The organism is Rhizobium sp. WYCCWR 11152 (genome assembly GCF_013087615.1).
GTDB lineage: Bacteria > Pseudomonadota > Alphaproteobacteria > Rhizobiales > Rhizobiaceae > Rhizobium > Rhizobium indicum.
In genome coordinates, this window is record NZ_JABFCP010000020.1 from 1 (window position 1) to 24,505 (window position 24,505).

Here is a 24,505-nt window from a genome sequence, read left to right on the forward strand (position 1 = left end):
GACCGCCAAGGCGCTGACGGCAGCAGCCAAGATCGGCGGCGATATCCATGTGCTGGTTGCCGGCAAGGGCGCCAAGCCTGCTGCCGATGCCGCCGCCAAGCTTGCCGGCGTGTCCAAGGTGCTGCTGGCCGAAAGCGACGAACTCGCCAACAACCTGGCCGAACCGCTGGCCGACCTGATCGTTTCGCTGGCGGGCAGCTACGACACGATCCTGTCTGCCGCCACCTCGGTCGGCAAGAACGTGCTGCCGCGCGTCGCCGCTCTTCTCGATGTCGCCCAGGTCTCCGAGATCATCGAGGTGATCTCGTCCGATACCTTCAAGCGGCCGATCTATGCCGGCAATGCCATCCAGACGGTGCAGGCGAGCGATGCCAAGAAGGTGATCACCGTGCGCACCGCTTCCTTTGCCTCTGCACCGGAAGGTGGTTCGGCAACGATCGAGGCAATCCCGGCGGTTTCCGATCCGGGGCTTTCGACCTTCGTCAAGGACGCGCTGTCGGCCTCCGACCGTCCGGAACTGACCTCTGCCAAGATCATCATCTCCGGCGGCCGGGCACTCGGCTCGGCGGAAAAGTTCAGGGAAGTCATTCTGCCGCTTGCCGACAAGCTGGGTGCTGCCGTCGGCGCAAGCCGTGCTGCCGTCGATGCCGGCTATGCGCCGAACGACTGGCAGGTTGGCCAGACCGGCAAGGTGGTGGCGCCGCAGCTCTACATTGCCTGCGGCATTTCAGGGGCCATCCAGCATCTGGCCGGCATGAAGGATTCGAAGGTTATCGTCGCCATCAACAAGGACGAGGAGGCGCCGATCTTCCAGGTCGCCGACTACGGACTGGTCGCCGATCTCTTCGACGTCTTGCCGGAATTGCAAAAGGCGCTCTGACTGCGTCAAATGCTTTTCTTTCGCACTTGCGAATGACTGGAAAATTATCTTTTATCGGGCTACTACTGCTGCCGGGCGATCCTTCGTCCGGCAGTATTGCTAGAAAAATGCGGCGGCGCGGGGGCGAATGCCGTGCGGGGGTTTGGAGATGAATGCGGTGTTGAAGAATATTGGTATTATCGGTGCCGGCCAGATGGGCTGCGGCATCGCGCATGTTTCGGCCGCCGCAGGTTACAGGGTTCACATCTACGATCTCTCGCAGGACCGCATCGAATCCGGCCTTGCCACCATCAACGGCAACCTGGCCCGCCTGGTGACGAACGGCAAGATGACCGAAGAGGAGCGCAAGTCGACCTTGTCGCTCATCACAGGCTCGTCCGATGTCAATGATCTTGCCCCCTCCGATCTCGTCATCGAGGCCGCTACCGAGGATGAAACGGTCAAGCGCAAGATCTATACCCAGGTCTGTCCGGTCCTAAAGCCGGAAGCGCTGCTTGCCACCAACACCTCTTCCCTTTCCATCACCCGGCTTGCTGCCGCCACCGACCGCCCCGAACGCTTCATGGGCATACATTTCATGAACCCGGTGCCGGTGATGAAGCTGGTCGAACTGGTGCGCGGCATCGCCACCGACGAGAAGACCTTCTCCGCCGCCAAGGAATTCGTCGGCACGCTGGAAAAGACTATCACCGTCGCCGAGGATTTCCCGGCCTTCATCGTCAACCGCATCCTGCTGCCGATGATCAACGAAGCGATCTACACGCTCTATGAAGGCGTCGGCACGGTCGACGCCATCGATACGGCGATGAAGCTCGGCGCCAACCATCCGATGGGACCGCTGCAGCTTGCCGATTTCATCGGCCTCGACACCTGCCTCTCGATCATGCAGGTGCTGCATGACGGCCTGGCGGACTCTAAATATCGTCCCTGCCCACTGCTGGTGAAATATGTCGAAGCCGGCTGGCTCGGACGCAAGTCCGGCCGCGGCTTCTATGACTATCGCGGTGAAGTGCCGGTCCCGACGCGGTAAACGGTTGCTGCGCCCCCTCTTCAGCGAAGGAGGGTGACCCATCGCGGCTTTACGTCCCGATCGCGCCCTTGATCAGCGCCTTGGCATCTTCGCTGTCCCAGGCAGCCGGACCGTTCATCGCTGAAATCAGGCATCCCTTGTCATCGATCAACAGCGTCACCGGCAGCCCCATGGCGAGGCCCTCTTTTTTCAGGCTGTTGAACACCGAAATCGTATTGTCGCGATAGAGCTGCAGCGCATCGACGCCAATCTCCGCAAGGAAGGTCTTCGGCTTCTCGTCGTCGCCGCTATCGATATTGACCGGCACGACCTGGAACCTGTCGCTGCCCATCTCCTTCTCAAGCGCGTTCAGCGCCGGCATCTCCTCGCGGCACGGAACGCACCATGTCGCCCAGAGATTGAGAAGCACGGTCTTGCCGGCGAAATGATCGAGCGTCAGCGGCTTGCCATCCGGCCCGTTGAAGGAGACCGCGGTCAGCTTGCGCGGCTCGTAGGCGGCGACCATCGCGGCCACCTGTCCCTTCATCAGCGGCGTGACGCTGGCGACGCGATCCTTGGCAAGCTTGCATTCGGCCGACGCCGTTTCGCCGCCGCCATTGCCAATCCCCGTCTCCTTCACGTATACCGCTGCCGCACCGGCAACGACACCCGCAACGGCGGCCATCGCGATCCATTTCAGGGATGGCAGCCCGAGGGGTTTTCTTGTCGTCATTTCATTCTCCTGGACATGCATCCTCAAGGCGGACACCTTCATGGCCGACGACACCACGGACACCAAATCCTCCAACCAGATGTGGGGTGGGCGTTTCGCCTCCGGCCCGGACGCGATCATGGAGGAGATAAATGCCTCGATCGGTTTCGACAAGAAGCTATTCGCGCAGGATATTCGCGGTTCGATTGCCCATGCGACGATGCTCGCCCATCAGGGGATCATTTCCGCCGAAGATAAGGACAAGATCGTTCACGGGCTAAACACGATCCTGTCAGAGATCGAAAGCGGCAATTTCGAATTCTCGCGTCAGCTCGAAGACATCCATATGAATGTCGAAGCACGCCTGGCGACATTGATCGGACCGGCGGCCGGCCGGTTGCACACCGCCCGGTCGCGCAATGATCAGGTGGCGCTCGACTTCCGTCTCTGGGTGAAGGAAGAGCTGCAGAAGACCGAGCAGATGCTGACCGGCCTGATCGCGGCTTTCCTCGACCGCGCCGAAGAACATGCCGAAAGCGTCATGCCGGGCTTCACCCATCTGCAGGCAGCCCAGCCCGTTACCTTCGGCCATCACTGCATGGCCTATGTCGAAATGTTCGGCCGCGATCGCTCGCGTGTGCGCCACGCCATCGAGCATCTGGATGAAAGCCCGATCGGTGCCGCCGCACTTGCCGGCACCGGCTATCCGATCGACCGCCACATGACGGCCAAGGCGCTCGGTTTCCGCGAGCCGACCCGCAACTCCATCGATACGGTATCCGACCGCGATTTCGCCATCGAATTCCTGTCGATCGCAGCGATTGCGGGCATGCACCTGTCGCGTCTGGCAGAAGAGATCGTCATCTGGTCGACCCCGCAATTCGGTTTCGTGCGTCTCTCCGACGCCTTCTCGACCGGCTCGTCGATCATGCCGCAGAAGAAGAACCCGGATGCGGCCGAACTGGTGCGCGCCAAGACCGGCCGCATCAACGGCTCGCTGGTGGCGCTGTTGACGATCATGAAGGGCCTGCCGCTCGCCTATTCCAAGGACATGCAGGAAGACAAGGAACAGGTCTTCGACGCCGCCGAGAGTCTGGAACTGGCAATTGCCGCCATGACCGGCATGGTGCGCGATATGACCGTCAATACCGCGCGCATGAAGGCGGCGGCCGGCTCCGGCTATTCGACGGCGACCGATCTTGCCGACTGGCTGGTACGTGAAGCGGGCCTTCCCTTCCGCGACGCCCATCACGTCACTGGCCGCGCCGTCGCACTCGCCGAAAGCAAAGGCTGCGACCTTGCCGAGCTGCCGCTCTCCGATCTGCAGGCGATCCATGCCGCGATCACCGACAAGGTCTACGACGTGCTGACCGTCGAGGCCTCGGTCGCCAGTCGCAAGAGCTTCGGCGGCACCGCGCCGTCCGAAGTGCGCAGGCAGATCGCCTTCTGGCGCGCCCGCAACTAAGAGATACCAGGCGTGGCGAAAAGCCGCCGCGCCCTTCCTGCGGGGCGCGCAAAGACCGCCAACAATCAGGGTGCACAAGGCGGATAAACTTCGCTATGAAGATGTCCATTATTCGATATGAATGATGCCATCACATGCCGCAGAAGAGGATATCCATGAAGAGCTTGCCGCACCTCGTCCGCCTGACGGCGGTTCTCGCCGTCATCGGCCTTGCCGTTGCCGGATGCGGGCGCAAGGGCGACCTCGATCCGCCGAGCGCTGCTGCAACCAAGGAAGGCGACGTTTCCAAGCCGACGAAACGGCCGGGAACCGTCGACAGGCCCTTCCTTCTCGATCCCCTTCTTTAAGGCATAAACCCGTGAACCATTTCGAGTACCGCGACGGCGTCCTTCATGCGGAGAACGTCCCCGTTCCCGAGATCGCCAAGGCGGTCGGCACCCCTTTCTACGTCTACTCCACCGCGACGCTGGAGCGCCATTACCGCGTCTTTTCGGAAGCCTTCGCCGACATGGACTCCATGGTCTGCTATGCGATGAAGGCGAATTCGAACCAGGCGGTGCTGAAGACGCTGGGCCGCCTCGGCGCCGGCATCGACGTCGTCTCGGAGGGAGAGCTGCGCCGCGCGCTTGCCGCCGACATCCCGGCAAATCGCATCATGTTCTCAGGTGTCGGCAAGACCCCATCCGAGATGGATTTCGCTCTCGAAGCCGGCATTTACTGTTTCAACGTCGAATCCGAGCCTGAACTCGAGATCCTCAATCAGCGCGCCGTCAGCGCGGGCAAGAAAGCGCCGGTCTCCTTCCGCATCAACCCTGATGTCGATGCAAAGACGCATTCCAAGATCTCGACCGGCAAGAAGGAAAACAAGTTCGGCATCTCCTGGGAGCGCGCCCGCGCCATCTATGCCCATGCCGCCAAGCTGCCGGGCATCGAGGTCACCGGCATCGACATGCATATCGGCAGCCAGATCACCGAATTGCAGCCCTTCGACGACGCCTTCAAGCTGCTGCACGACCTTGTCGCGACGCTGCGCGCCGACGGCCACACCATCCATCACGTCGATATCGGCGGCGGCCTCGGCATCCCCTACAAGGACGACAACAATCCGCCGCCGCTGCCGGACGCCTATGCGGCAATCGTCAAGAACCAGCTGCGCGGTCTAAACTGCAAGATCATCACCGAACCCGGACGCCTGATCGTCGGCAATGCCGGCATCCTCGTGACCGAAGTATTGTATGTGAAGGATGGCGGCGAAAAAACCTTCGTTATCGTCGACGGCGCGATGAACGATCTCATCCGCCCGACGCTCTACGAGGCCTATCACGAGATCCGGCCGGTAACGATTTCGGCGGCCAACGCCCCCCGCATCCGCGCCGATGTTGTCGGCCCCGTCTGCGAGACTGGCGACTATCTGGCGCTCGACCGCGAGATGGCGATGCCGAAGCCCGGCGACCTGGTGGCCGTCAGCAGCGCCGGCGCCTATGGCGCGGTCCAGGCCGGCACCTATAACAGCCGCCTGCTGGTGCCCGAAGTTCTGGTCAGGGGCAGCGATTTCCACACGATTCGACCGCGCAGAACCTATGCCGAACTGATCAGCCTCGACTCCGTTCCGGCCTGGCTCGATTAGTGCATGATGCCGAAAAGTGTGAGCGGTTTTCGGACGACATCATGCTCTCACTATAGAATGTAGAACAGGATTTAGATTTTAGGCCGACCCGGCCTAAAATCATCCTGTTCTAGCGCATCGGCCCGAAAATCGGGATCGATTTTCGCGCAAAAGTGGGCAGCGATTTTGCGACTACCACATGCGTAAAACGAAGATTTAAAGCGCGCGAAGCAATCTGAAAGATCGCGACGCGCTTTAAGTCGCCATCACTTTTTGGCGAATAAACGTGAAAAGCCGGTATTGCCGGCCGCTCGCCCTCGCCTTCGCCACAAAGAGTGTTATCCTTTCGTTCATGAGCGTATTGCCCTGCAATCGCCGGAAGCGCCCTCTGTTCCAGAACGCCAGATCGCGGAGACCGGACCGATGACAAGCCCCTCGCGGCAGAAGAAAGGCGCATTTGCCTATCGTCCCTCGCTTGCCCGGCTGGTGACGACGAAACGACTGCTGGCGCGAATCGTGCTCTTTTTCGAGCAACTGCTGCCGCCTTTGATGCCGGTACTGTCCGTCATCGCCTTTTATCTCTCTGCCTCCTGGTTCGGCGTCTTCCGCAGCGTGCCGGACTGGCTGCGCATCTTGCTGCTGATTGCCTTTGCTGGCGCTTTTCTCGTCTCGCTCCTCCCCTTCCGCACCCTGCGCTGGCCGAGGGTTGCAGAAGCCGACCGCATGCTGGAAGAGCGCAACGGCCTGCCGCACCAGCCGGTCACCGTTCAGGAAGACGAGCCGGCCTTCGATACGCCCTTCGGCCGGGCGCTCTGGCGTGAGCACCAGACGCGCATGGCCGAAAAGATCGCAGCGCTCGATGCCGGACTGCCGCGGCCTGATATCGCCGCGCATGACCGTTTCGCGCTGCGCGCCGTCCCGGCGCTGCTGCTCGTCACGGCCTTCGGTTATTCGCTGTCGATCAACGGCGGCTCGATCCGCGACGCGTTGCAGGCAGCACCCGAGCAGGTGGTCAGCGATCCGGCAGTGCGCATTGACGCCTGGGTGACGCCGCCTTCCTATACCGGCCGCGCCCCGATCTATCTGACGGCTGACGGCAGCGAGCAGGCGCCGATCGGCATTCCGCAGTTTTCAGGCCTCACTGTCCGCGTCAGCGGCGGAAAGACGGCGGAAAAAGTCGTGTTCCGCAAGGCGAACGGCGAGGCACAGGATATCGCCGTGCAGGCCGATACCAAGCCGCAGCAGACCGCGGCATCAGCCAGCGAGCAGCCGACGGCGGCACCAGCCAGCCAGGCTCTCATCGCGCAGACGCATATGATGAAGCTTCAGGAGAACGGTGCACTCGAGGTCAATGGCCGGCGCTGGAGCTTCGACGTGCTCCCCGACAAGGCCCCGGAGATTGCCTTTGACGGCCTGCCGAAGCCCAGCGTCAACGGCGCGCTCGAAATCGGTTTCACCGTCAAGGACGATTACGGCGTCCAGGAAGCGCATGCGGAGATCGTTCCCGTCGAAACAGACCCGACCGCAACGCCGCTCTATCCGCTGCCGGAGTACCGGCTGGATGTCCCCCGCCGCAACGCCCGCGACGCCAAGGGTGTGACCAGCCGGAACCTGACCGAACATCCGCTTGCCGGCAAGCGCGTGCGCATCACCCTCGTCGCCAAGGATGCCGCCGGCCAGACCGGCCGCAGCCCACCGCATGAGATGGTGCTGCCGTCGCGGCCCTTCAACGAGCCGCTTGCCGCGGCCGTCGCCGAGGAGCGGCAGGTTTTCGCGCTCGATACCCGCAAGATGCCGCAGGCGATCGCCCTGAACGAGGCGCTGACCATCCGCCCCGAGGAGACGATCCCCAAGCTCACCAACTATCTGCTGCTCGAATCCGCCTTGGCTCGCATGAAGCTCGCAAAGGGTGAGGATGCGCTGAAGGATACGGCCCAATATCTCTGGGAGATCGCCCTCGGCATGGAGGACGGCGATCTCTCGCTTGCCGAGCGCAAGCTGCGCGAAGCCCAGCAGAAGCTTGCCGACGCGCTGGACCGCAACGCTCCCGACGCGGAGATCAAGAAGCTGATGGACGAGCTGCGCAAGGCGATGCAGGACTATATGACCGAGCTTGCAGAGCGCATGCAGAACGCGCCGATGCAACCGAACCAGAATGCGCAGAATATCCTGCGCCAGCAGGATCTGGAACGGATGATGGACCAGATCGAGAATCTCGCCCGCTCCGGCAATCGTGACGCGGCCCAGCAGATGCTGTCGGAATTGCAGCGGATGATGAACAACCTGCAGGCGGGCCGCCCGCAGCGCGGTCAGCAGGGCCAGGAAAACAGCGAAGCCCGCAAACAGATCGACAAGCTCGGCGAGATCCTGCGCGACCAGCAGAAGCTGATGGAACAGACCTTCCGGCTCGACCAGCAGCTCAGGGACCGCATGCAGCGCGGCGAGCCTGACATGGGCGAAAACGATCCGCTGCTCGACGAGATGAATCCCGGAGAGAACGGCGAGCCACAGGACCAGCAGCAGGGCCAGCAAGGCAAGGAAGGCCAGCAGCCCTCCGACCAGATGACGGCCGAGCAGCTGCGGGAGGCGCTGAAACAGCTGCGCGCCCAGCAGGATGCGCTGGGCAAGCAGCTCGGCGAATTGCAGAAGAGCCTCGGCGAGATGGGCATGAAGCCCGGCCCGGGCTTCGGCCAGGCGCAGCGTGAGATGGAAGGCGCCGGCCGTGAACTCGGCCAGGGCCGCGGCCAGCCGGCCGTCGAGGGCCAGGGCCGCGCGCTCGAAGCACTTCGCCAGGGCGCCCGCGACATGATGAACCAGATGATGCAGGCGCAGCAGGGCCAGCAAGGTCAAGGTCCGAACGGCCAGGTTGGCCAGGGCGACCAGAACGGCCGCGACCCGCTCGGCCGGCCACGCCGGACCCAGGGACCTGAATTCGGCGACAACGTGAAGGTGCCTGACGAAATCGACGTTCAGCGGGCGCGAGAAATCCTTGACGCGATCCGCGAAAAGCTTGGCAACAATCCGCCGCAGGAAATGGAACGGCGCTATCTCGAGCGGCTGCTGGACATCCAGTAGGTCCTACTCCACCACATAATGGATCGCAGTCGCTCTAACAGAATGATTTTAGGCCGGATCGGCCTAAAATCTAAATCCGGATATCAATCGAGGAAGGTGAGCACCATCTCGTCCGACGACCGCTCACACCTTTCGGCATTAAGCCCTAGGCGACGAGCGCCCGGGCAACAGCCTTGCGGATATCGGGAAGCGCGAATGGTTTGGCAACGACATCGATGATCTTTTCGGCAAGATCGTCGGCTCGTTCGCGCTGTTCGGCATAACCGGTCATCAGCAGGATCTTCAGACCCGGAAAAGCGTCTTTTGCCTGATGGGCGAGTTCAATGCCGTCCATCACGGGCATGCGGATATCTGAAAGCAGCAGATCGTAGACCCCGTCCTTGAGCTTCTCCAAGCCCTCGGCCCCATCGGCCGCCTCATCGGTCTCGTGGCCATCAAGCCGCAGGGCCCGGGCCACGAAGGACCGCAGGGAGTCCTCGTCTTCCGTAATCAGAATTCTTGCCATATGTGCATCGCTCCGTATCAGCCCCGCGACGGAAATCACCAGACTTTCCTTTTCGATCGGTAAAGATGGTGAAGCGATGGACGAGATGGTTAACAACCCGTCTTGAAGGCAACAGCTCAGGCGTCCCCGGTAACCACGCCGACGAAGGGCAGTTCGCGAAAGGCATAGGCGACATCCATGCCGTAGCCGACGACAAAATAGTCGGGGCATTCGAAGCCGACATAGTCGGCCTCCAGCTTTTCCTTGCGCTTGACGCGCTTGTCGAGCAGCACGGCGATCGTGACGTTGCGCGCGCCACGTTCGAACAGCAGCTCCTTGGCAAAGAGCAGCGTCCGGCCGGATTCGAGGATATCGTCGATCAGCAGGACGTCGCGGCCATGCACGTCGCTGTCGATATCCTTGACGATGCGCACGCCCTGAGAAACCGTGCCGATGCCGTAACTCGACAGGGTGATGAACTCGACCTCCGGGGCAAGCCCGCTATCATGCAGGGCACGGATCAGGTCGGCGGCGAAGATGAAGGAGCCCTTGAGCACGGCGATGACCAGCAGGTCCTTGGTCGGGCCGCTGGCGATCTCCCGCGCCATCGAATGATTGCGCTCGGCGATCTGCTCAGCGGTGAAGAGCGGCTCGATGTTTTTTCCGCGCACGACAGGCATAAGGGCTTGCTCCATGAAAAGAAGGGTAAGCCGTTAGCACATATGCGAGCCTGAAACAGCCTCGCCGGCTATGAAATTAACGCGATTGGCGCGACCTGCGACGCGAAAATCGGCAATCCATGTCCTGTTACGTCTGCGGCAGGAAGGAAAGCCGGACCTCCGGCATTTTTCCGCCGGCATGCTGGACGCGCGCCGAGAAGCCCCGGCTCTGGCCGCCATAGATCACATCGGCTGGCGGGTTGATGACGATGCTTGCGGTCAACCGTTCGTCGGTCACGAGATCGGCACGGATCGGATGCACCGTCTGCGTCGTGCCGCTCTCGTTTTCGATGATGCCGTTGATGACGAGCACGCGCATGCCGTTCGCATCACGCGGCGTCACCGTGACATGGGTGAAATGCAGCGATGCGCCGGAAGTGGCTCGCTCGCCGGAAAGGCCGGAAAAACCACCCGCAAGCCCGAAGACGAGCACGACGAGCGCCAGCACCAGCGCTGCGAAGCTCCGCATCGACGCGCGCTGCAGCCAGGATTCCACGGTCTGCAGAACGGAAGCAGCCATTGCCGGCATGAACGGCGGCGGTGCGGCGTTTGCGGCAGCCATACGCTTGCGGTTGTCGTTATAGGTCCTTGCATTGAATTCCCTGGGCCGAACTTTGCCGAGGGTGACGAATTCGGCGTCGGAGATATCGGCAGGACGCGCCGAGCGGTACCGACGGTTGGTGGGTTCCGGCGGCAGGAAATCATAGGCCTGGCCCGTCCGGCGACTGAAGGAGGATGCTTCCATGGTGGCTGCCTCGCAGATGTCCACATGGTTTCGCTGCCAGGGGAAATCTTGGCATTGAAACGAATCCTGCTCAGTCGTAAATTTTAATGGTTAATGCTTCGCAAAGATCGCCATCAAACGGGCGTCTTTCCAGCAAAATTTACCGGCTGTTAACGGTGTTGGTTAACAAGTCGTGCGGTGAAACCCACAACAGACTGAGCTGCCCGTTGATCCACTTCGAGAATGTCGGTTTGCGTTATGGCATGGGCCCGGAAATCCTCCGGGACCTGACCTTTGACATTCCGAAGAAATCCTTTCAGTTCCTGACTGGTCCATCGGGCGCCGGCAAGACGTCGTTGCTGCGGATGCTTTTCATGTCGCTGCAGCCGACGCGCGGCTTGATCCGCATGTTCGGGCGCGACATTTCCGAAATCCCCCGCCCCGAACTGCCGCTTCTGCGCCGCCGCGTCGGCATCGTCTTCCAGGATTTCCGCCTCCTCGACCATCTCACCACCTATGAGAATGTCGCTTTGCCCTTACGGGTGCGCGGCAAGGATGAGAGCTCCTACAAGACCGACGTCCTGGAACTTTTGAAATGGGTCGGCCTCGGCGAACGCATCAACGTGCTGCCGCCCGTACTCTCCGGCGGCGAGAAGCAGCGCGCCGCAATCGCCCGGGCGTTGATGGATCGGCCGGAAGTGCTGCTGGCCGACGAACCCACAGGCAATGTCGACCCGCCGATGGCAAAGCGCCTACTCAACCTTTTCCTCGAGCTGAACCGCCTCGGCACGGCAGTCGTGATCGCCACGCATGACCTGGCGCTGATGGAGCAGGTGGAAGCCCGCCGCATGATCCTCTCAGAGGGGCATCTCGATATTTATGACTGAGCCCCCGTCCAGAAACCCCGAGAAGGCGTCTGCCAAGACCCAGCAGAAGCGGCCAGAATTGCGCGTGCGTCCGACCGCGCCGATCCTGCCGCCTTCCAACATCCAGGGCAGCGCCTTGATGGTGGTGATATCAATCATGGCCTTTCTCGCCTGCCTGACGCTCGGCGGCGTCAGCATGGTGCGCTCGACGGCGGCCAGCTGGGAGAGCCAGATCTCGCGCGAGATTACCATCCAGATCAAGCCGGACGACAATCTCGACATGGAAAAGGCGCTGACCCAGGCGCGCGATCTCGCGCTGACCTTCGTCGGCACCAAGAGTGGCCAGATCGTCGATGAGGCGGCGACCGCTCGCCTGCTCGAACCCTGGCTCGGCCCTGGTCTCGATCTCAAGGATCTGCCCGTTCCCCGCCTCGTCATCATCACCATCGACGAGAGCAATCCACCGGATTTCGATTCGATGCGGGCGCTGCTGAAGGAAAGCATTCCGCAGGCCACCCTTGACGATCACCGCACCTGGGTCGACCGGTTGGTGTCCATGGCGCACACGACTGTGATGATCGGCACCGGCATCCTGCTCCTGGTTTTCACGGCGATGGTGCTCACTGTCGTCTTCGCCACGCGCGGCGCGTTGTCGGGCAATCGTCACGTCGTCGAGGTGCTGCATTTCGTCGGCGCCGAAAGCTCCTTCGTCGCCACCGAATTCCAGAAGCATTTCCTGAAGATCAGCCTCAAGGGCTCGGCGATCGGCAGCGCGCTTGCCGCCCTCTTCTTCGCCACCGCCGGTTTCTGGCAAAGCCGCACCCTCGCCACCCCCGAAACGGACCAGGCGACCGCGCTCTTTGGCACCTTCTCCGTCGGCGTGCTCGGTTATGCCGGCATCTTCGCAACGATGATCGTCATCGCGCTGCTCACCACCTTCACCGCCCGGCTCACCGTCATGCGGACGATCTACGAAATCGATACGCTACGCTCGGACCCGACACGCACGGACGGCATCGGAAGTTGATCGTGACCGTGCCGTTTTGCCATGAAAGCGTCTGTTCCGCGCCGCAATCAGCGTATAATCACGATTCATGACGATGGGACACACGACACCCAACCCGATTCATCAGGACCCGGAGCTTGATCGCCCGGCGGGTCTGCCGCCGCGGCGTGGGCCGATCCGCCGCCTGCTGCGCTGGGGCGGCTTTGGCTGCCTGCTGGTAATCGCCCTGGTGTTCGGCGGCTTTCTGCGTTTTGCCGATTCGGTGACGACACTCAGGCCGCCGGCCGAGCCTAAAGCGGATGCCATTGTGGTATTGACGGGTGGTTACCAGCGCATCGACCAGGCCGTGGAGCTGCTGCAGAAGGGTGCCGGCAAGCGCCTGCTCATTTCCGGCGCCCACCCGACGACGACACCGGCACAGATCCGCAAGATGACGCAGGGTTCGGCCGATCTCTTCTCCTGCTGTGTCGATATCGGCTACGATGCGATCGACACGATCGGCAATGCCGAGGAAGCTTCGAACTGGATCCACGCCAAGGGATACCGCAGCGTTCTGATCGTCACCAACAACTACCACATGCCGCGAAGCCTCGCCGAGCTCTCCTATGTCGATCCCGACATCGAGTTCATCGCTTATCCCGTGGTCAACTCGGATTTGAAGAGCCGCAACTGGTTCACCGACCCGAATGCGATGCGCGTCATGCTGGCCGAATATGTGAAAGTGCTGCTGACTGGCGCCCGCAACATCACCGGCTTCGGCCGCCACACTGGCTTGCGCTCGGCAAGTGCGTCCGGCCAAGAATAGAGCGCCGCGCTTCGATAGGACGCGCAAGGACGGTCCATCCCTTTGAAAGTCGCGCATAATCCCTTGCGAAAATCGATTCCGACTTTCGGGGTCATGCGCTATCTTCTTGTTTTTGCGCAATTCCGGACGCAAAACCGCTGCGCACTTTTGCTGGAATTGCTCCAGGCTTTTACATCAAGGCAGCATCAAACGCTTTTTATGGCGGGCAATATCGTGTAGGCCGGTCGCGTGAGCATGCCTCGGGAAAGTTTCATGATCGCCCTGCGTTCCGTTCTCTTCAACACGATCTTCTACGCCAACCTCATCATCCGGATGATTGTGCTCTCGCCCTACTATTTCGTGGTGCCGCGCAAGATCGCCTATGCGATCCCGAAGAACTGGGCGCGCTCCAACCACTGGCTGATGCGGGTGATCGTCGGCACCACCTTCGAGATCGAGGGCCTGGAGAACCTGCCTGACGGCAGTTACATCCTGGCGCCGAAGCATCAGTCCTTCTGGGATACCTACGCACTGCTGCCCTGGCTGAAGGATCCGGTTTATATCCTGAAGCGCGAACTGATGTGGATTCCGCTCTTCGGCTGGTATGCGAAGAAACAGCGCATGATCCCGGTCGATCGCGGCGCCCGCGGCAAGGTGATGGTGGAAGTGCTGAAACGCACGAAGGAAGAGCTTTCGACCGGCCGCCAGCTCATCATCTATCCGGAGGGCACCCGCCGCCCGCCGGGCGCAGAACCGCTCTATAAATACGGCATCGCCCGCATGTACCGCGATCTTAACCTCCCCGTCGTGCCGGTCGCCATGCATCCCGGCCTCTTCTGGCCGCGACGGAGCATTCGTCGTTATCCCGGTCATTTCAAGGTGAGGATCCTGCCGCCGATCATGCCGGGAATGGATCCGGACGCCTTTTTTACCCATCTGATCGAGGTATCGGAGCGGGCAAGCGACGAGCTTCTGCTCGAAACCGTCGAGCGAAATCCGCATCTGCCGCTCCCGCCGACGGCGGTCGAAAGGCTGGTCGAGTTGCGCAAGCTGAACGCGGCAACGGGCTGAGATCAGGCGGCGCGTAGCCGCTCCACTTCGTTGACGACCTGCTCCAGCCAATGGTCGCGAATGCCCATCTGCTTCAGATGCGTCAGCGTGTTGAAGACATAGGCGTCATTCGGACCAGACTGGCCTTTTGCTTCGTTCACCACGCGCGCCGCCGCCAGCGCATCGAGCGCGCCGGCATATTGTTCATGCTCGCGGTCGATGATGTAGGCGACCGCCTCCACCCGGCGCCGTCCGGCAAGCTGCAGCCGCACCCGGCGCTCCAGGTAGACATTGGTGACCAGCTCGCGGGCGCGGAGATAATCGATCACCTCATCCCATTTTTCCGGCGAAATGCGGAAAGCCATGCCGCGGCAGGCGCCACCCCTGTCGAGGCCGAGAACCAGGCCCGGATTGTCGCGGGAGCCACGATGGACAAAGGAGCGGACGCAGAGCGAACGCCTGTAGCCGTAGACCAGGGCCTCTGCCCGCTCCATGAACTCGAAGCCCGGATTCCACATCAGCGAACCGTAGCCAAATACCCAAAATTCGTCCATATCGCACGCCAGACCGGGAATCACATTTGCGATTCACCATTGGAGAACATCATGGCAGCGTCAAGCCAATCCGGCAGCGGTAAGAAATTCTGGTTGCTGGGTGGAGGCGTCCTCCTGGTGATTGCGCTTTATACCGGCGGCTGGTTCTATGCGGCCTCGGCGCTGAAGAACACAGTGCTGAAAGCGATCGCGCCGCGCGATCAGGCAGGCGTCAGCGGCGAATGCTCCGATATCGAATTCCGCGGCTATCCCTTCCGTATCGGTCTGTTCTGCTCGAAGATTGACGTCGACGACAATGTCAACGGCGTCTCCGCCACCTTCGGCGCACTGCGTTCGGCAGCCCAGGTCTATGCGCCCGGCAATATCGTCTGGGAACTCGATTCGCCGGCCGAAATCCGCACCAGCAACGGCCTTTCGATCTCGGCCCAATGGACGGACCTGCAGGCAAGTCTTGCAACCAGGCTGCAGGGCGTCGACCGCAGCTCGACCGTCATCGAAGGTCTGAAGGCGATGGCCGTCTCCTCCTACACCGGCCAGACCATGAGCTTCGATGCCGCTCGCACCGAAATCCATCTGCGCCAGAATGGTGCCGATCTCGACGGTGCGATTTCCGTGCAGGACGCCAACGCGGCGATCAAGGACTGGCCGCAGATCTTCCCGAAATTGTCTGCCAGCATCGATCTGACCGTCGCCGGCAAGGCCGGCCTGATCGACGGCAGTGACCGGAACGGCCTCAATGGTGCCACCGGCGACCTGCGCCGCATCGTCGCCGACATCGGCGACGGCAAGGTGATGACGCTCACCGGCCCCTTCTCCTTCGATGAGCAGGGCTTGCTCTCGGGAAAATTCAAGCTGGAGATCGAACAGCTCGGCCCTTGGGGGGACAGCCTGAAACAGGCCTTTCCGGATATCGCCTCGACCGTCAATACGGCGACCAAGCTCTTGAAGGCGCTTGCCGGCGGCGGCGACAAAGTCTCTGTCGATCTCGTCGTCGATCGCGGCAATGCCACCGTCAGCGGTTTCATCCCGCTCGGCCGGATTCCGCCGATCTGATGCATCCCCCCAAAAGTGTCCAGAGGTTTCTGGGATAACAGGATGCATAGGAAAGGCCTGAAGCGCGTCGCATGATTCCGGCTCGACGCGAGGCGCTTCAGGCGATTCGCTTGATGAAGAAGACTTCCGGCACCGATTGCAGGTCGGGCAGCTCGATCGCACCGGTTTCGGAAAATCCGTTGCGGCGATGCCAGTCCTGAGGCCGGCTTTCGTCGCATTCGCTCGACGTCATCAGCAGGCGGGCGCCGTCGCCGCGCATGGCGTCTTCCCAGGCGAGAAACAGCGCCGTGCCGACGCCCGACCGGCGGTGACCGGGCAGGACGCGGATCATTTCCATATAGGGAACCCTGCCCCAGAAGCGGGAAAAGCGCAGGAAACCGACAATCTCATCGGCCTCCCTGGTAACCAGATATTCGCCGAGCGCGACGCAGCGCGACACCCATGCCGCACCGGCGCTAGCATCCTCGCGCGCCAGCCAGTCGATATCCGCCCGGCCGGCACGTGCCACCTCCACCATCGCCGCGGCTACTTCTTGTCCAGCGCATGGCGGCCGAAATCCGGCGCGTCGACATCCTGGCCAGCCTGGACGATCGAACGGCGGATGGCGCGCGTGCGGGTGAAGAGTTCGAATATCTTGTCGCCCTCGCCCCAGCGGATGGCGCGCTGCAGATAGGCGAGATCCTCAGAGAACCGTGCCAGCATTTCGAGGATCGCATCGCGGTTATGCAGGCAGACGTCGCGCCACATGGTCGGGTCGGAGGCAGCAAGGCGGGTGAAATCGCGAAAGCCGGAGGCGGAATATTTGATGACTTCCGATTCCGTCACCGTCTCCAGATCGTCGGCGGTGCCGACGATATTGTAAGCGATGATATGCGGCAGGTGTGAGACGATGGCGAGCACCTTGTCGTGATGCTCGGCATCCATTTCGTCGACTTTCGAGCCCAGCGCTTCCCAGAAGCTGCGCAGCCGCTTCAGAGCCACCTCATCGGTGCCAGCGACCGGCGTGAAGATGCACCAGCGGCCTTCGAAGAGGCCGGGAAAGCCGGCATCCGGGCCGGATTTTTCGGTACCGGCCAGCGGATGGCCGGGGATAAAATGCACATTATCAGGCATATGCGGCAGCATCTGCGCAATGACAGAAGCCTTTGTCGAACCGACATCGGTGACGATGGCCCCGGGCTTCAGGTTTCCCGAGATCTCCTTCGCCACACTTTCCGAAGCGCCGACCGGCACCGAGACGATCACCAGATCGGCATCCGTGACGGCATCCTGCGACGACGCCGTATAGCGATCGCCGAGGCCAAGCTCTTCCGCGCGCTTCAGCGTATCGGGGCTGCGTGTGGCGACGACGATCTCCCTCGCAAGGCCAAGCCGCCTGATGTCATAGGCGAGCGACGATCCGATCAGGCCGATGCCGATCAGCGCGATACGATCGAACTGCACGCTCATGGCTGATGACCCATGAATTCGGTGAGCGCGGCAATCACGCCGCGATTGGCCTCCTCGGGGCCAATGCTCATGCGCAGCGCATTGGCGAAGCCATAACCGCGCACGGCGCGCAGGATGTAACCGCGGCTCGTCAGCAAATCGTCGGCATCCGCGGCGCGCTTACCGTCGATCTCGGGGAAATGGATGAGGACGAAATTGGCGACGGACGGCGTCACCTTCAGCCCGATCGCTTCGAGCGCCTGGGTCAGCGTCTCCACCCACATCTGGTTGAAGGAGACGGCCTGCTGGATGAAGGCCTGATCGCGGATGGCAGCGGCTGCGGCGGCGATTGCCGGTGCGTTCAAGTTGAACGGCGCGCGCACGCGGTTCAGCGCGTCGACGATCTCGGCGGGCGCATACATCCAGCCGACGCGCAGCGCCGCAAGACCATAGGCCTTCGAGAAGGTGCGGGTCATCACCACGTTGGCATTGGAGGATACGACCTCGATGCCGGCTTCATAATCGTTGCGGCGCACATATTCGGCGTAAGCCGCATCGAGCACCAGGACGACATGTTTCGGCAGTCCGGCCTGCAGGCGGCGGATCTCGCTGACGGAAACATAGGTGCCGGTCGGATTGCCGGGATTGGCGATGAAGACGATCTTCGTCTTCTCCGTCACCGCGGCAAGGATCGCATCGACATCGACGGTATAGTCCTTCTCCTTGACGACGACAGGCGTGGCGCCTGCGCCCAGGATCTGGATCTTGTAGACGAGGAAGCCGTGCTCGGTGATGATGCCCTCATCGCCGGCGCCGAGATAGACATGGCAGAGCAGGCCGAGCAGCTCGTCCGAACCGTTGCCGCAGAGGATGTTTGCCGGATTGAGACCGTGCACGGCGGCGATCGCCTCGCGCAGTTCGATCGCCTGCCCGTCGGGATAACGCCCCAGATTGTCGGCAACCGTCTTGAAGGCCTCAATTGCCTTCGGGCTGGCGCCGAGCGGCGTTTCGTTGGACGAGAGCTTGTAGACACGGGCAACACCCGGCGCATGTTCCTTGCCCGGCACATAGGCTGCGATATCGAGAATACCGGGACGCGGAACGGGCTTGCTCATCTCAACGCTCATGGGTTCGACCTTGGAATTGCCGGTAAATCCGGGCTGAAAAACACCAAGTGGCATTAAAGCGGAATGCGATTGTTGTCGAGAGCTATGGGCGTGACACAAGCAGTTGGACACCGCCGGGAGCGACGTCAGCTCCCGCATAATTCCTTAAATCGGAATCGATTTAAGGATAAAATTATGCAGCATTCAAAGTGCTACAGCGTCCTTTGCGCGTCTTAAAAGACGCGCGGCGCTGTCGTGCGTGTGGTCGGCACGCCATGAGGTGCGAGAACCGGCACGAAGACGCGGCGGGAGGCCCGCGCAGCAACCGGCAGCCCCTGATAGAGCCGCTTCTGCGCTTCGACGATGATGACGCCCGAGAAGGCCGGCCAAAGCGTTCGGCCGATCCGCTCGAAGGCGCGCCGCAGGCGCAGGATGGTTCTGAGCTTCGAAGGCGGGAAGAACAGCGCTTCAGCCGTCGCGCCCGGCGTGAAATTCGTCTCGCGCAGCAGATTTGTCAGCTGACCGCGGGAATAGGGCCGGCCCGAACCGAAGGGCGTATGCTCCATGCGTGCCCAGACGCCGCGCCGGTTCGGCACGACGATGACCAGCCGTCCGCCCGGCGCCAGCACCCGCCAGAGCTCCTTCAGCGTCTCGCGCGGGCTTTCGGCAAATTCCAGCGAATGCACCATCAGCACCCGGTCGATCGAGGAATCCGGCAGCGGCAATTCCTCGTCGAAAACCAGCGCCGTCGTCGAGAGCGAGCCCATCGGCCAGTTCACCGCGCCCTGCCCGGCCGGCATGAAGGCGAAGGTGCGTTCGGTATCGGCCTGGAAGCGATCGAGGAAGGGCACGGCATAACCGAGACCGACCAGACGCTCCTGCGGCAGCCGCACCCAGAGCGAGGACAGCGCCATGGCGATCGACTGCTCGGCAAGACGTCCGAGCTCGGAATGATAGAACTGGCGTAAGTCGACGATATCGGCGTGCATTGCGACAAATGTTATCAGCGGGCGGTTGGACTTCAAGGCCGGAACCTCTACATTTCCGCGAGACTCCTGGGATAAGGGATTATTGAACGATGAAACCTTTGGAATTAGACGTTTTTCTCTGCCGCACCGACAATTTCGGCGTTCTCGTGCATGATCCGGAGACAGGCTTTACCGCGGCGATCGATGCGCCGGAGGAGGCGCCGATTCTGGAAGCGGCGACACGTCGCGGCTGGAAAATCACCCATATCTTCACCACGCATCATCACACCGACCATGTCACTGCCAACCTGGCACTGAAGGAACAGTTCGGCTGTGAGATCATCGGCCCGATCAACGAGGCCATTGCCATTCCCGGCCTCGATCGGACGATGGCCGATGGCGACAGCTTCCTTTTCGGCGATCACACGGTCAACGTCATCGAGACGCCCGGCCACACCGCCGGCCACATCTGCTATTACTTTGCCGATGACAAGCTGCTGTTTGCCGCCGACACGCTGTTTGCGCTCGGCTGCGGCCGGCTGTTCGAACGCCCGGCCGCCGATATGTGGCATTCCCTGCAGAAACTCGCCGTGCTGCCCGATGAGACCGCCATCTATTTCGGCCATGAATACACATTGTCCAATGCCCGCTTCGCGCTGACCGTCGATCCCGACAATGAGCGACTGAAGAACCGCGCCGCCGAGATCGAGGCCTTGCGCGCCGACGGCAAATTCACCATCCCGACGACGCTGGGGCTGGAAAAGGAAACCAACCCGTTTCTGCGCGCCGCCGATCCGGCGATCCGCCGCAATCTGCTGATGGAAGGTAAGACCAACGAGGAAGTCTTTGCAGAGATCCGCAAGCGCAAGGACCATTTCTGATGTCGCCTGAGGACATCATCAGCGAACTCGGCATGCAGCCGCATCCCGAAGGTGGCTGGTACGTGCAGACGTTCCGCGATACGGCGGGCGGAGAACGCGGCCATTCGACGGCGATCTATTATCTGCTGACCAGGGGGCAACGTTCGCACTGGCATCGTGTCCATGATGCGGCCGAGGTCTGGCATTATTACGCCGGCGCGCCGCTCTCGCTGCATCGGTCGGAAGACGGAACGGCAAGCGAGACCCTGACGCTCGGAACGAATCTTCCTGCCGGCGAGCGGCCGCAAGCAATCATTCCCGCCAATTGGTGGCAATCGGCCGAAACCCTCGGCGATTTCACCCTGGTCGGCTGCACCGTCTCACCCGGCTTCGAATTCTCGAGCTTCGAGATGGCTCCACCCGGTTGGAAGCCAGGCGGCTAGAGCATGATGCCGAAAAGTGTGAGCGGTTTTCGGGCGACATCATGCTCCAACTATCTAATTTAGAACAGGATTCAGATTTTAGGCCGACCGGGCCTAAAGTCATCCTGTTCTAAGGCCTATGCTGCAGCCGCAGGCTGCGCCGGAACTTTGCGGCGAAACATGTCCTGAGCGGCGAGCACCGCCCCGCCGGTGACGAGCAGGCAAGCGAGAGCAATGCGCCAGCTCGGCTCGGCAAATCCAAACAGCACCAGAATGAGCGTCGAAAGCAGAGGTGCTGCATAACTTGCCGCGCCGAGAATCTGGATATCGCCGTTCTTGACGCCGTAATCCCACGCGTAGAAGGCAGCACCGACCGGAAAGAGCCCGAGCCCGGCGACGGCGACCCATTCGAAAATCGTTTCCGGCCAGACGGTCGTCTCAAGGCCGAGATGGCAGAAGAGCGACAGCATGGAGGTCGCAAGGCAGAAGCCGGTGACGACATCCGTGGAGACGGCGTCGAAACGCCGCGTTAGCAGCGAATAACCGGACCATGTGAAGGCGCAGAGAAAGGCGGCACCGTAACCGACGGCATAGGCGCCGTCGAAATCGACGCCGTTGCGGCCAACGATCAGGAAGGTACCGCAAAGTCCGGCAAGCGCACCCGCCACATGATACCAGCGCAGCCGTTCGCCCGGCAGCAGCGCCGAACCGACGACGATCAGCAGCGGCCAAAGATAGGCGACCAGCCCCGCCTCCACCGCCGGCGCGTTCCGGAGCGCGGTAAAATAGAGAAAATGATAACCGAACAGCCCCGCAATGCCTGTTATCCAGACCTTGGCCGGCTGCTTCAGCAGCGCCAGCCGCGCGGGATTGAGGATAAGCACCACAAGGCCGGGAAGGCTGCCGATCGCAAAGCAGACGGCCGAAAGCTGGAACGGCGGCATCTTGCCGGAGGCGGCCGTGAACAACGCCAGGAACGACCACATCAGAATGGCCGTAAAACCGATCAACGTCGCGCGAAGCTTCACCTGTCCCCCTTCACGGAGGCAGAAGCCCCGTCAGCTGTTGCTGCCGTATTTGACGGCAGTGATCGTCACCATTCCATATTCGGTTGGAATGCGCACATAGACAGGAGCGTATACATTTGCCGCGTCCGACTTGGCAAACCAGATTTCCATCCGGTTACTCTTGCTGAGATAGTCGATGTCCTTGCGGCCCTTCTTGTAGCCCGAGCGCGGTACGAAGCGCACGCTGCAGACGGTCGCCTTGCCCTTGAAACCATTGGTGGAAAAATCCTCGTCGCCCTTCGGCGACAGCACCAGATCCATGCGTGTCTCGCCATCGAAGATCGGCAGCGTCTGCGAGCAGACCTTGGTGTCGCCGGTGAAGACCAGGCCGGAGATCGGGTCGAGCACCGAGCGCATGTCGCGCGGCGTGACGTCGATCCAGTTCTTCGGACGCTTCGGCATCGGTGTCGTCGTCGCCGAGATGATGTTGCCGTTGCGGTAGCTGACCTCGTAGAAGCGGGCCTTCCGCTTGCCGCTCTTGTAGTAGAGAGAGTATTTTTGCGCCTGCAATCTGTCATTGCGAACTACGCCGGTGACGCTGGTCTTGGCCGAAATCGACGTGACGAGATCGGCAAGACCGGCAGAATTGATGTCGCCGGCGATCTTGTAGCTGTGATCGTCCTCGATCTGCGTCAGGAACGCGGCGCGCGCGATCGGCAGGCCGGCGAGCGCCACCCGGTATTCCGTCCGATGCTGGATTTCGGCCGCCGATGCCGGTATGGCAAGAAGTGCGGCGATGGCCGAAATGAAAATCCGTCTGCCCGAATGAGCCATGGAAAAAAGCCTTGTCTTGCTGCGCGCTGGCAGGCCCTTGCTGAGCGCTCTATACTCCTGCCGCGAAGGGAAGAAAACAGCAGCTTTTTGACAGAATTGCGGGAAAGGCCAAGGTTTGGCTTGACGCGAGCAGCCTGTCTGACTATAGAACCGCAACTTTCCAATCATGCCCGTTGGATTGCGCGCCTGGCTTTGCCGGGAATGGCAATTCGATGGCCCGAGAAAAACAAGAATAGGTGTTCCATGTCCCGCGTGTGCGAATTGACCGGCAAGGCCGTCCTGACTGGTAACAATGTCAGCCATGCCAACAACAAGACCAAGCGCCGGTTCCTGCCGAACCTGTGCCAGGTAACGCTGATTTCCGACGCTCTCAACCAGCGTTATCGTCTTCGCGTTTCGGCTGCCGCTCTTCGCACCGTCGAGCATCGTGGCGGCCTCGATGCCTTCCTGCTGAAGGCCAGCGAAAACGAACTGTCGATGCGCGCTCGCCTGCTGCGCCGTCAGATCGCCAAGAAGACTGCTGAAGCCGCTGCTGCGTAAGCTTCTGCCCTTCTTTTATACGGCTTCAAAAGGCTTGAACGGATAATACCGGACAAGCCTTTTGCTTTGCCGGTTTGCTCCTCCAACTGGTGGCATCACCCAGGATAAAAAAATGCTGAAGACCCGCTATACCATCGCCTATGTCGCGCTGATGACACTCGTCGTCGTCGCCTCCAACTTCCTCGTCCAGTTTCCGCTGAACGCCGAAGTCGCCGGCATCAACCTTGCCGACATCCTGACCTGGGGCGCTTTCTCCTATCCGATCGCCTTCCTGATCACCGATCTGACCAATCGTCAGTTCGGCCCGCAGGCAGCCCGCAAGGTCGTGTTTGCCGGCTTCGTCGTCGGCGTGACGCTCTCCTTCTTCACCTCAGTGCCGCGTATCGCCATCGCCTCCGGCTCGGCCTATCTCGCCGGCCAGCTGCTCGATATCGCCGTCTTCAACCGCCTCCGCCGCCAAGCCTGGTGGCGCGCGCCACTGGTCGGTTCGCTGATCGGCTCGGCGCTCGATACGGTAATGTTCTTCTCGTTGTCCTTCGCCGCCGTTTTCGTCTTCCTCGGCCCGAACGATCCCTTTGCGCTGGAAGCAGCCCCCATCCTCGGCGTCTTCGCCGCGGAGGCTCCGCGCTGGATTTCCTGGGCGATCGGCGATTTCGCCGTGAAGATGATCGTCGGCCTCGTCATGCTGCTGCCTTATGGCGCACTGATGAATGTGCTGCGGCCGATGCAGGCTGCTCGCGCCAGCTAGCTGAAGTTACGGACGCCGCCGGACCGCGTCGGCGGCGAGGGCCGGATGCAGCAGCACCTCTGCCGTCAGATCGTCGATACCTAGCGATGAATCGAGCCGCAGCACCGGCGCTGTCTGTGTTTCCAGCCATTGCTCATGTGCCACAAGGCTGCGGCGTTCGGGGCCGGCCGTATCGTAGCTGGCCGCCCATTCCAGGAATTCCCCGCTTTTTACGGCCATGTCGCCGCCCGGCCTGATTCTATTGCCGTATCGGGCAATCTCCCGCGCAAGGATGCGCGCCATTCTAAGCTCCGAGTCGATCCTGAGGGACACGATCAGATCGTAAAGCGGCTCGAGCGGCCTTCCCCATTTCAGCGCCGATCCGGAGAGGACCCAGCCGTCATGCCGCGCCACCTCATCGAGGAGCAGCCCGATGCGCTCGTCGGCATCCCTCGGCGTCGCGAAGGGCGGATCAGTCGGTAACCAGAAGAAATCGTCGGTGTCGAGATGGGCGATATCGAGCTTCTCGGCAAGCGCACGGCCGAGTGATGTCGTGCCTGAACCGGACGCGCCCATGACATGAATATGCACCACGAACTTCCCTCCGAGGCTGCTTTCCCGATGTC

Annotated in this window: 27 protein-coding genes; 15 read left to right on the plus strand and 12 right to left on the minus strand. The window is 61.6% G+C overall.

Annotation, left to right across the window (positions count from 1 at the left end):
- Both G9X67_RS27465 and G9X67_RS27470 read left to right on the plus strand, forming a co-directional pair.
- Nucleotides 1-880 (plus strand): electron transfer flavoprotein subunit alpha/FixB family protein (locus G9X67_RS27465; RefSeq protein WP_171600145.1); only part of this gene is annotated, 880 nt, incomplete at its 5' end.
- A 148-nt stretch (nucleotides 881-1,028) separates the two neighbouring features.
- On the plus strand, nucleotides 1,029-1,910 hold the full coding sequence (locus tag G9X67_RS27470) for a 3-hydroxybutyryl-CoA dehydrogenase (protein WP_003543296.1): 882 nt from the start codon (nucleotides 1,029-1,031) through the stop codon (nucleotides 1,908-1,910).
- Nucleotides 1,911-1,959: 49 nt separating this feature from the next.
- Here the strand turns inward: G9X67_RS27470 and G9X67_RS27475 are convergent, their stop codons facing one another.
- Nucleotides 1,960-2,622, minus strand: coding sequence for a TlpA disulfide reductase family protein (locus tag G9X67_RS27475; RefSeq protein WP_138331691.1), 663 nt, complete (start codon nucleotides 2,620-2,622; stop codon nucleotides 1,960-1,962).
- Between the two features lie 40 nt (nucleotides 2,623-2,662).
- Between G9X67_RS27475 and argH the strand changes: the two genes are divergently transcribed.
- The 4 genes from argH to G9X67_RS27495 all read left to right on the plus strand — a co-directional run bounded on the left by argH (nucleotide 2,663) and on the right by G9X67_RS27495 (nucleotide 8,747).
- Complete coding sequence (argH, locus tag G9X67_RS27480; RefSeq protein ID WP_138331692.1) at nucleotides 2,663-4,066, plus strand: argininosuccinate lyase; 1,404 nt, start codon at nucleotides 2,663-2,665, stop codon at nucleotides 4,064-4,066.
- A 134-nt stretch (nucleotides 4,067-4,200) separates the two neighbouring features.
- Nucleotides 4,201-4,413, plus strand: coding sequence for a lipoprotein (locus G9X67_RS27485; protein WP_138331693.1), 213 nt, complete (start codon nucleotides 4,201-4,203; stop codon nucleotides 4,411-4,413).
- 11 nt (nucleotides 4,414-4,424) lie between these two features.
- A complete protein-coding gene (gene lysA / locus G9X67_RS27490) occupies nucleotides 4,425-5,693 on the plus strand; it encodes a diaminopimelate decarboxylase (protein WP_138331694.1) in 1,269 nt (422 codons plus the stop codon).
- Between the two features lie 402 nt (nucleotides 5,694-6,095).
- The gene (locus G9X67_RS27495; protein WP_138331695.1) at nucleotides 6,096-8,747 is read left to right on the plus strand and encodes a TIGR02302 family protein; all 2,652 of its coding nucleotides are present in this window, start codon (nucleotides 6,096-6,098) and stop codon (nucleotides 8,745-8,747) included.
- Nucleotides 8,748-8,892: 145 nt separating this feature from the next.
- Here G9X67_RS27495 and G9X67_RS27500 read toward each other — a convergent pair whose 3' ends face one another.
- From G9X67_RS27500 to G9X67_RS27510, 3 genes are all read right to left on the minus strand, one after another.
- The gene (locus G9X67_RS27500; RefSeq protein ID WP_003543311.1) at nucleotides 8,893-9,252 is read right to left on the minus strand and encodes a response regulator; all 360 of its coding nucleotides are present in this window, start codon (nucleotides 9,250-9,252) and stop codon (nucleotides 8,893-8,895) included.
- 116 nt (nucleotides 9,253-9,368) lie between these two features.
- Nucleotides 9,369-9,911, minus strand: coding sequence for a hypoxanthine phosphoribosyltransferase (hpt, locus tag G9X67_RS27505; RefSeq protein WP_003543314.1), 543 nt, complete (start codon nucleotides 9,909-9,911; stop codon nucleotides 9,369-9,371).
- Between the two features lie 127 nt (nucleotides 9,912-10,038).
- Nucleotides 10,039-10,695 carry a hypothetical protein gene (locus G9X67_RS27510; RefSeq protein WP_138389556.1) on the minus strand — a complete coding sequence of 219 codons (657 nt, stop codon included), beginning with the start codon at nucleotides 10,693-10,695 and terminating at the stop codon, nucleotides 10,039-10,041.
- Between the two features lie 206 nt (nucleotides 10,696-10,901).
- On the opposite strand from G9X67_RS27510, the gene ftsE reads away from it, so the two are divergent.
- The 4 genes from ftsE to G9X67_RS27530 all read left to right on the plus strand — a co-directional run bounded on the left by ftsE (nucleotide 10,902) and on the right by G9X67_RS27530 (nucleotide 14,401).
- Nucleotides 10,902-11,561, plus strand: coding sequence for a cell division ATP-binding protein FtsE (gene ftsE / locus G9X67_RS27515; protein WP_003543317.1), 660 nt, complete (start codon nucleotides 10,902-10,904; stop codon nucleotides 11,559-11,561).
- Entirely contained in the window at nucleotides 11,554-12,567 is a 1,014-nt protein-coding gene (locus G9X67_RS27520) for an ABC transporter permease (RefSeq protein WP_011653715.1), read from the plus strand. Before ftsE ends, G9X67_RS27520 begins: the two co-directional genes overlap by 8 nt.
- Before the next feature lie 73 nt (nucleotides 12,568-12,640).
- Nucleotides 12,641-13,351 (plus strand): YdcF family protein, encoded by a 711-nt coding sequence (locus G9X67_RS27525; RefSeq protein ID WP_138331697.1) that lies wholly within the window; start codon nucleotides 12,641-12,643, stop codon nucleotides 13,349-13,351.
- Nucleotides 13,352-13,603: 252 nt separating this feature from the next.
- A complete protein-coding gene (locus G9X67_RS27530) occupies nucleotides 13,604-14,401 on the plus strand; it encodes a 1-acyl-sn-glycerol-3-phosphate acyltransferase (RefSeq protein ID WP_138331698.1) in 798 nt (265 codons plus the stop codon).
- A gap of 2 nt (nucleotides 14,402-14,403) precedes the next feature.
- Here the strand turns inward: G9X67_RS27530 and G9X67_RS27535 are convergent, their stop codons facing one another.
- A complete protein-coding gene (locus tag G9X67_RS27535) occupies nucleotides 14,404-14,934 on the minus strand; it encodes a gamma-glutamylcyclotransferase (protein ID WP_138331699.1) in 531 nt (176 codons plus the stop codon).
- Nucleotides 14,935-14,985: 51 nt separating this feature from the next.
- Between G9X67_RS27535 and G9X67_RS27540 the strand changes: the two genes are divergently transcribed.
- Nucleotides 14,986-15,987, plus strand: coding sequence for a DUF2125 domain-containing protein (locus G9X67_RS27540; RefSeq protein WP_062941176.1), 1,002 nt, complete (start codon nucleotides 14,986-14,988; stop codon nucleotides 15,985-15,987).
- Between the two features lie 97 nt (nucleotides 15,988-16,084).
- On the opposite strand, the gene G9X67_RS27545 is transcribed toward G9X67_RS27540, so the two are convergent.
- From G9X67_RS27545 to G9X67_RS27560, 4 genes are all read right to left on the minus strand, one after another.
- Entirely contained in the window at nucleotides 16,085-16,504 is a 420-nt protein-coding gene (locus G9X67_RS27545; RefSeq protein WP_138331700.1) for a GNAT family N-acetyltransferase, read from the minus strand.
- Nucleotides 16,505-16,512: 8 nt separating this feature from the next.
- Nucleotides 16,513-17,436: a prephenate/arogenate dehydrogenase family protein gene (locus G9X67_RS27550; protein ID WP_138331701.1), complete on the minus strand. Its 924-nt coding sequence runs from the start codon at nucleotides 17,434-17,436 to the stop codon at nucleotides 16,513-16,515.
- Entirely contained in the window at nucleotides 17,433-18,530 is a 1,098-nt protein-coding gene (gene hisC / locus G9X67_RS27555; protein ID WP_171600146.1) for a histidinol-phosphate transaminase, read from the minus strand. Before hisC ends, G9X67_RS27550 begins: the two co-directional genes overlap by 4 nt.
- Before the next feature lie 224 nt (nucleotides 18,531-18,754).
- Complete coding sequence (locus G9X67_RS27560) at nucleotides 18,755-19,546, minus strand: class I SAM-dependent methyltransferase (protein ID WP_130727549.1); 792 nt, start codon at nucleotides 19,544-19,546, stop codon at nucleotides 18,755-18,757.
- A gap of 53 nt (nucleotides 19,547-19,599) precedes the next feature.
- Between G9X67_RS27560 and gloB the strand changes: the two genes are divergently transcribed.
- Nucleotides 19,600-20,370, plus strand: coding sequence for a hydroxyacylglutathione hydrolase (gene gloB / locus G9X67_RS27565; protein WP_138331703.1), 771 nt, complete (start codon nucleotides 19,600-19,602; stop codon nucleotides 20,368-20,370).
- Nucleotides 20,370-20,792 (plus strand): cupin domain-containing protein, encoded by a 423-nt coding sequence (locus G9X67_RS27570; RefSeq protein ID WP_138331704.1) that lies wholly within the window; start codon nucleotides 20,370-20,372, stop codon nucleotides 20,790-20,792. Before gloB ends, G9X67_RS27570 begins: the two co-directional genes overlap by 1 nt.
- 116 nt (nucleotides 20,793-20,908) lie before the next feature.
- Here G9X67_RS27570 and G9X67_RS27575 read toward each other — a convergent pair whose 3' ends face one another.
- The gene (locus G9X67_RS27575; RefSeq protein ID WP_138331705.1) at nucleotides 20,909-21,799 is read right to left on the minus strand and encodes an EamA family transporter; all 891 of its coding nucleotides are present in this window, start codon (nucleotides 21,797-21,799) and stop codon (nucleotides 20,909-20,911) included.
- 30 nt (nucleotides 21,800-21,829) lie between these two features.
- On the minus strand, nucleotides 21,830-22,612 hold the full coding sequence (locus G9X67_RS27580; RefSeq protein ID WP_138331706.1) for a DUF3108 domain-containing protein: 783 nt from the start codon (nucleotides 22,610-22,612) through the stop codon (nucleotides 21,830-21,832).
- Nucleotides 22,613-22,855: 243 nt separating this feature from the next.
- On the opposite strand from G9X67_RS27580, the gene rpmB reads away from it, so the two are divergent.
- Nucleotides 22,856-23,152 carry a 50S ribosomal protein L28 gene (rpmB, locus tag G9X67_RS27585; RefSeq protein WP_003543341.1) on the plus strand — a complete coding sequence of 99 codons (297 nt, stop codon included), beginning with the start codon at nucleotides 22,856-22,858 and terminating at the stop codon, nucleotides 23,150-23,152.
- A gap of 112 nt (nucleotides 23,153-23,264) precedes the next feature.
- The gene (locus tag G9X67_RS27590) at nucleotides 23,265-23,900 is read left to right on the plus strand and encodes a VUT family protein (protein ID WP_138331707.1); all 636 of its coding nucleotides are present in this window, start codon (nucleotides 23,265-23,267) and stop codon (nucleotides 23,898-23,900) included.
- 6 nt (nucleotides 23,901-23,906) lie between these two features.
- On the opposite strand, the gene G9X67_RS27595 is transcribed toward G9X67_RS27590, so the two are convergent.
- The gene (locus G9X67_RS27595) at nucleotides 23,907-24,473 is read right to left on the minus strand and encodes an AAA family ATPase (protein ID WP_171600147.1); all 567 of its coding nucleotides are present in this window, start codon (nucleotides 24,471-24,473) and stop codon (nucleotides 23,907-23,909) included.
- Nucleotides 24,474-24,505: the final 32 nt, after the last annotated feature.

Excerpts from the sequence above, each read along its gene's own strand:
- rpmB (WP_003543341.1), top strand. The coding sequence starts at position 22,856 with ATGTCCCGCGTGTGCGAATTGACCGGCAAGGCCGTCCTGACTGGTAAC.
- G9X67_RS27470 (WP_003543296.1), top strand. The coding sequence starts at position 1,029 with ATGAATGCGGTGTTGAAGAATATTGGTATTATCGGTGCCGGCCAGATG.
- G9X67_RS27495 (WP_138331695.1), top strand. The coding sequence starts at position 6,096 with ATGACAAGCCCCTCGCGGCAGAAGAAAGGCGCATTTGCCTATCGTCCC.
- argH (WP_138331692.1), top strand. The coding sequence starts at position 2,663 with ATGGCCGACGACACCACGGACACCAAATCCTCCAACCAGATGTGGGGT.
- G9X67_RS27525 (WP_138331697.1), top strand. The coding sequence starts at position 12,641 with ATGGGACACACGACACCCAACCCGATTCATCAGGACCCGGAGCTTGAT.
- hpt (WP_003543314.1), bottom strand. The coding sequence starts at position 9,911 with ATGCCTGTCGTGCGCGGAAAAAACATCGAGCCGCTCTTCACCGCTGAG.
- G9X67_RS27535 (WP_138331699.1), bottom strand. The coding sequence starts at position 14,934 with ATGGACGAATTTTGGGTATTTGGCTACGGTTCGCTGATGTGGAATCCG.
- G9X67_RS27550 (WP_138331701.1), bottom strand. The coding sequence starts at position 17,436 with ATGAGCGTGCAGTTCGATCGTATCGCGCTGATCGGCATCGGCCTGATC.
- G9X67_RS27580 (WP_138331706.1), bottom strand. The coding sequence starts at position 22,612 with ATGGCTCATTCGGGCAGACGGATTTTCATTTCGGCCATCGCCGCACTT.
- G9X67_RS27510 (WP_138389556.1), bottom strand. The coding sequence starts at position 10,695 with ATGGAAGCATCCTCCTTCAGTCGCCGGACGGGCCAGGCCTATGATTTC.
- G9X67_RS27530 (WP_138331698.1), top strand. The coding sequence starts at position 13,604 with ATGATCGCCCTGCGTTCCGTTCTCTTCAACACGATCTTCTACGCCAAC.
- gloB (WP_138331703.1), top strand. The coding sequence starts at position 19,600 with ATGAAACCTTTGGAATTAGACGTTTTTCTCTGCCGCACCGACAATTTC.
- G9X67_RS27475 (WP_138331691.1), bottom strand. The coding sequence starts at position 2,622 with ATGACGACAAGAAAACCCCTCGGGCTGCCATCCCTGAAATGGATCGCG.
- G9X67_RS27545 (WP_138331700.1), bottom strand. The coding sequence starts at position 16,504 with ATGGTGGAGGTGGCACGTGCCGGCCGGGCGGATATCGACTGGCTGGCG.
- G9X67_RS27500 (WP_003543311.1), bottom strand. The coding sequence starts at position 9,252 with ATGGCAAGAATTCTGATTACGGAAGACGAGGACTCCCTGCGGTCCTTC.
- G9X67_RS27485 (WP_138331693.1), top strand. The coding sequence starts at position 4,201 with ATGCCGCAGAAGAGGATATCCATGAAGAGCTTGCCGCACCTCGTCCGC.
- G9X67_RS27520 (WP_011653715.1), top strand. The coding sequence starts at position 11,554 with ATGACTGAGCCCCCGTCCAGAAACCCCGAGAAGGCGTCTGCCAAGACC.
- G9X67_RS27570 (WP_138331704.1), top strand. The coding sequence starts at position 20,370 with ATGTCGCCTGAGGACATCATCAGCGAACTCGGCATGCAGCCGCATCCC.
- G9X67_RS27590 (WP_138331707.1), top strand. The coding sequence starts at position 23,265 with ATGCTGAAGACCCGCTATACCATCGCCTATGTCGCGCTGATGACACTC.
- G9X67_RS27540 (WP_062941176.1), top strand. The coding sequence starts at position 14,986 with ATGGCAGCGTCAAGCCAATCCGGCAGCGGTAAGAAATTCTGGTTGCTG.
- hisC (WP_171600146.1), bottom strand. The coding sequence starts at position 18,530 with ATGAGCAAGCCCGTTCCGCGTCCCGGTATTCTCGATATCGCAGCCTAT.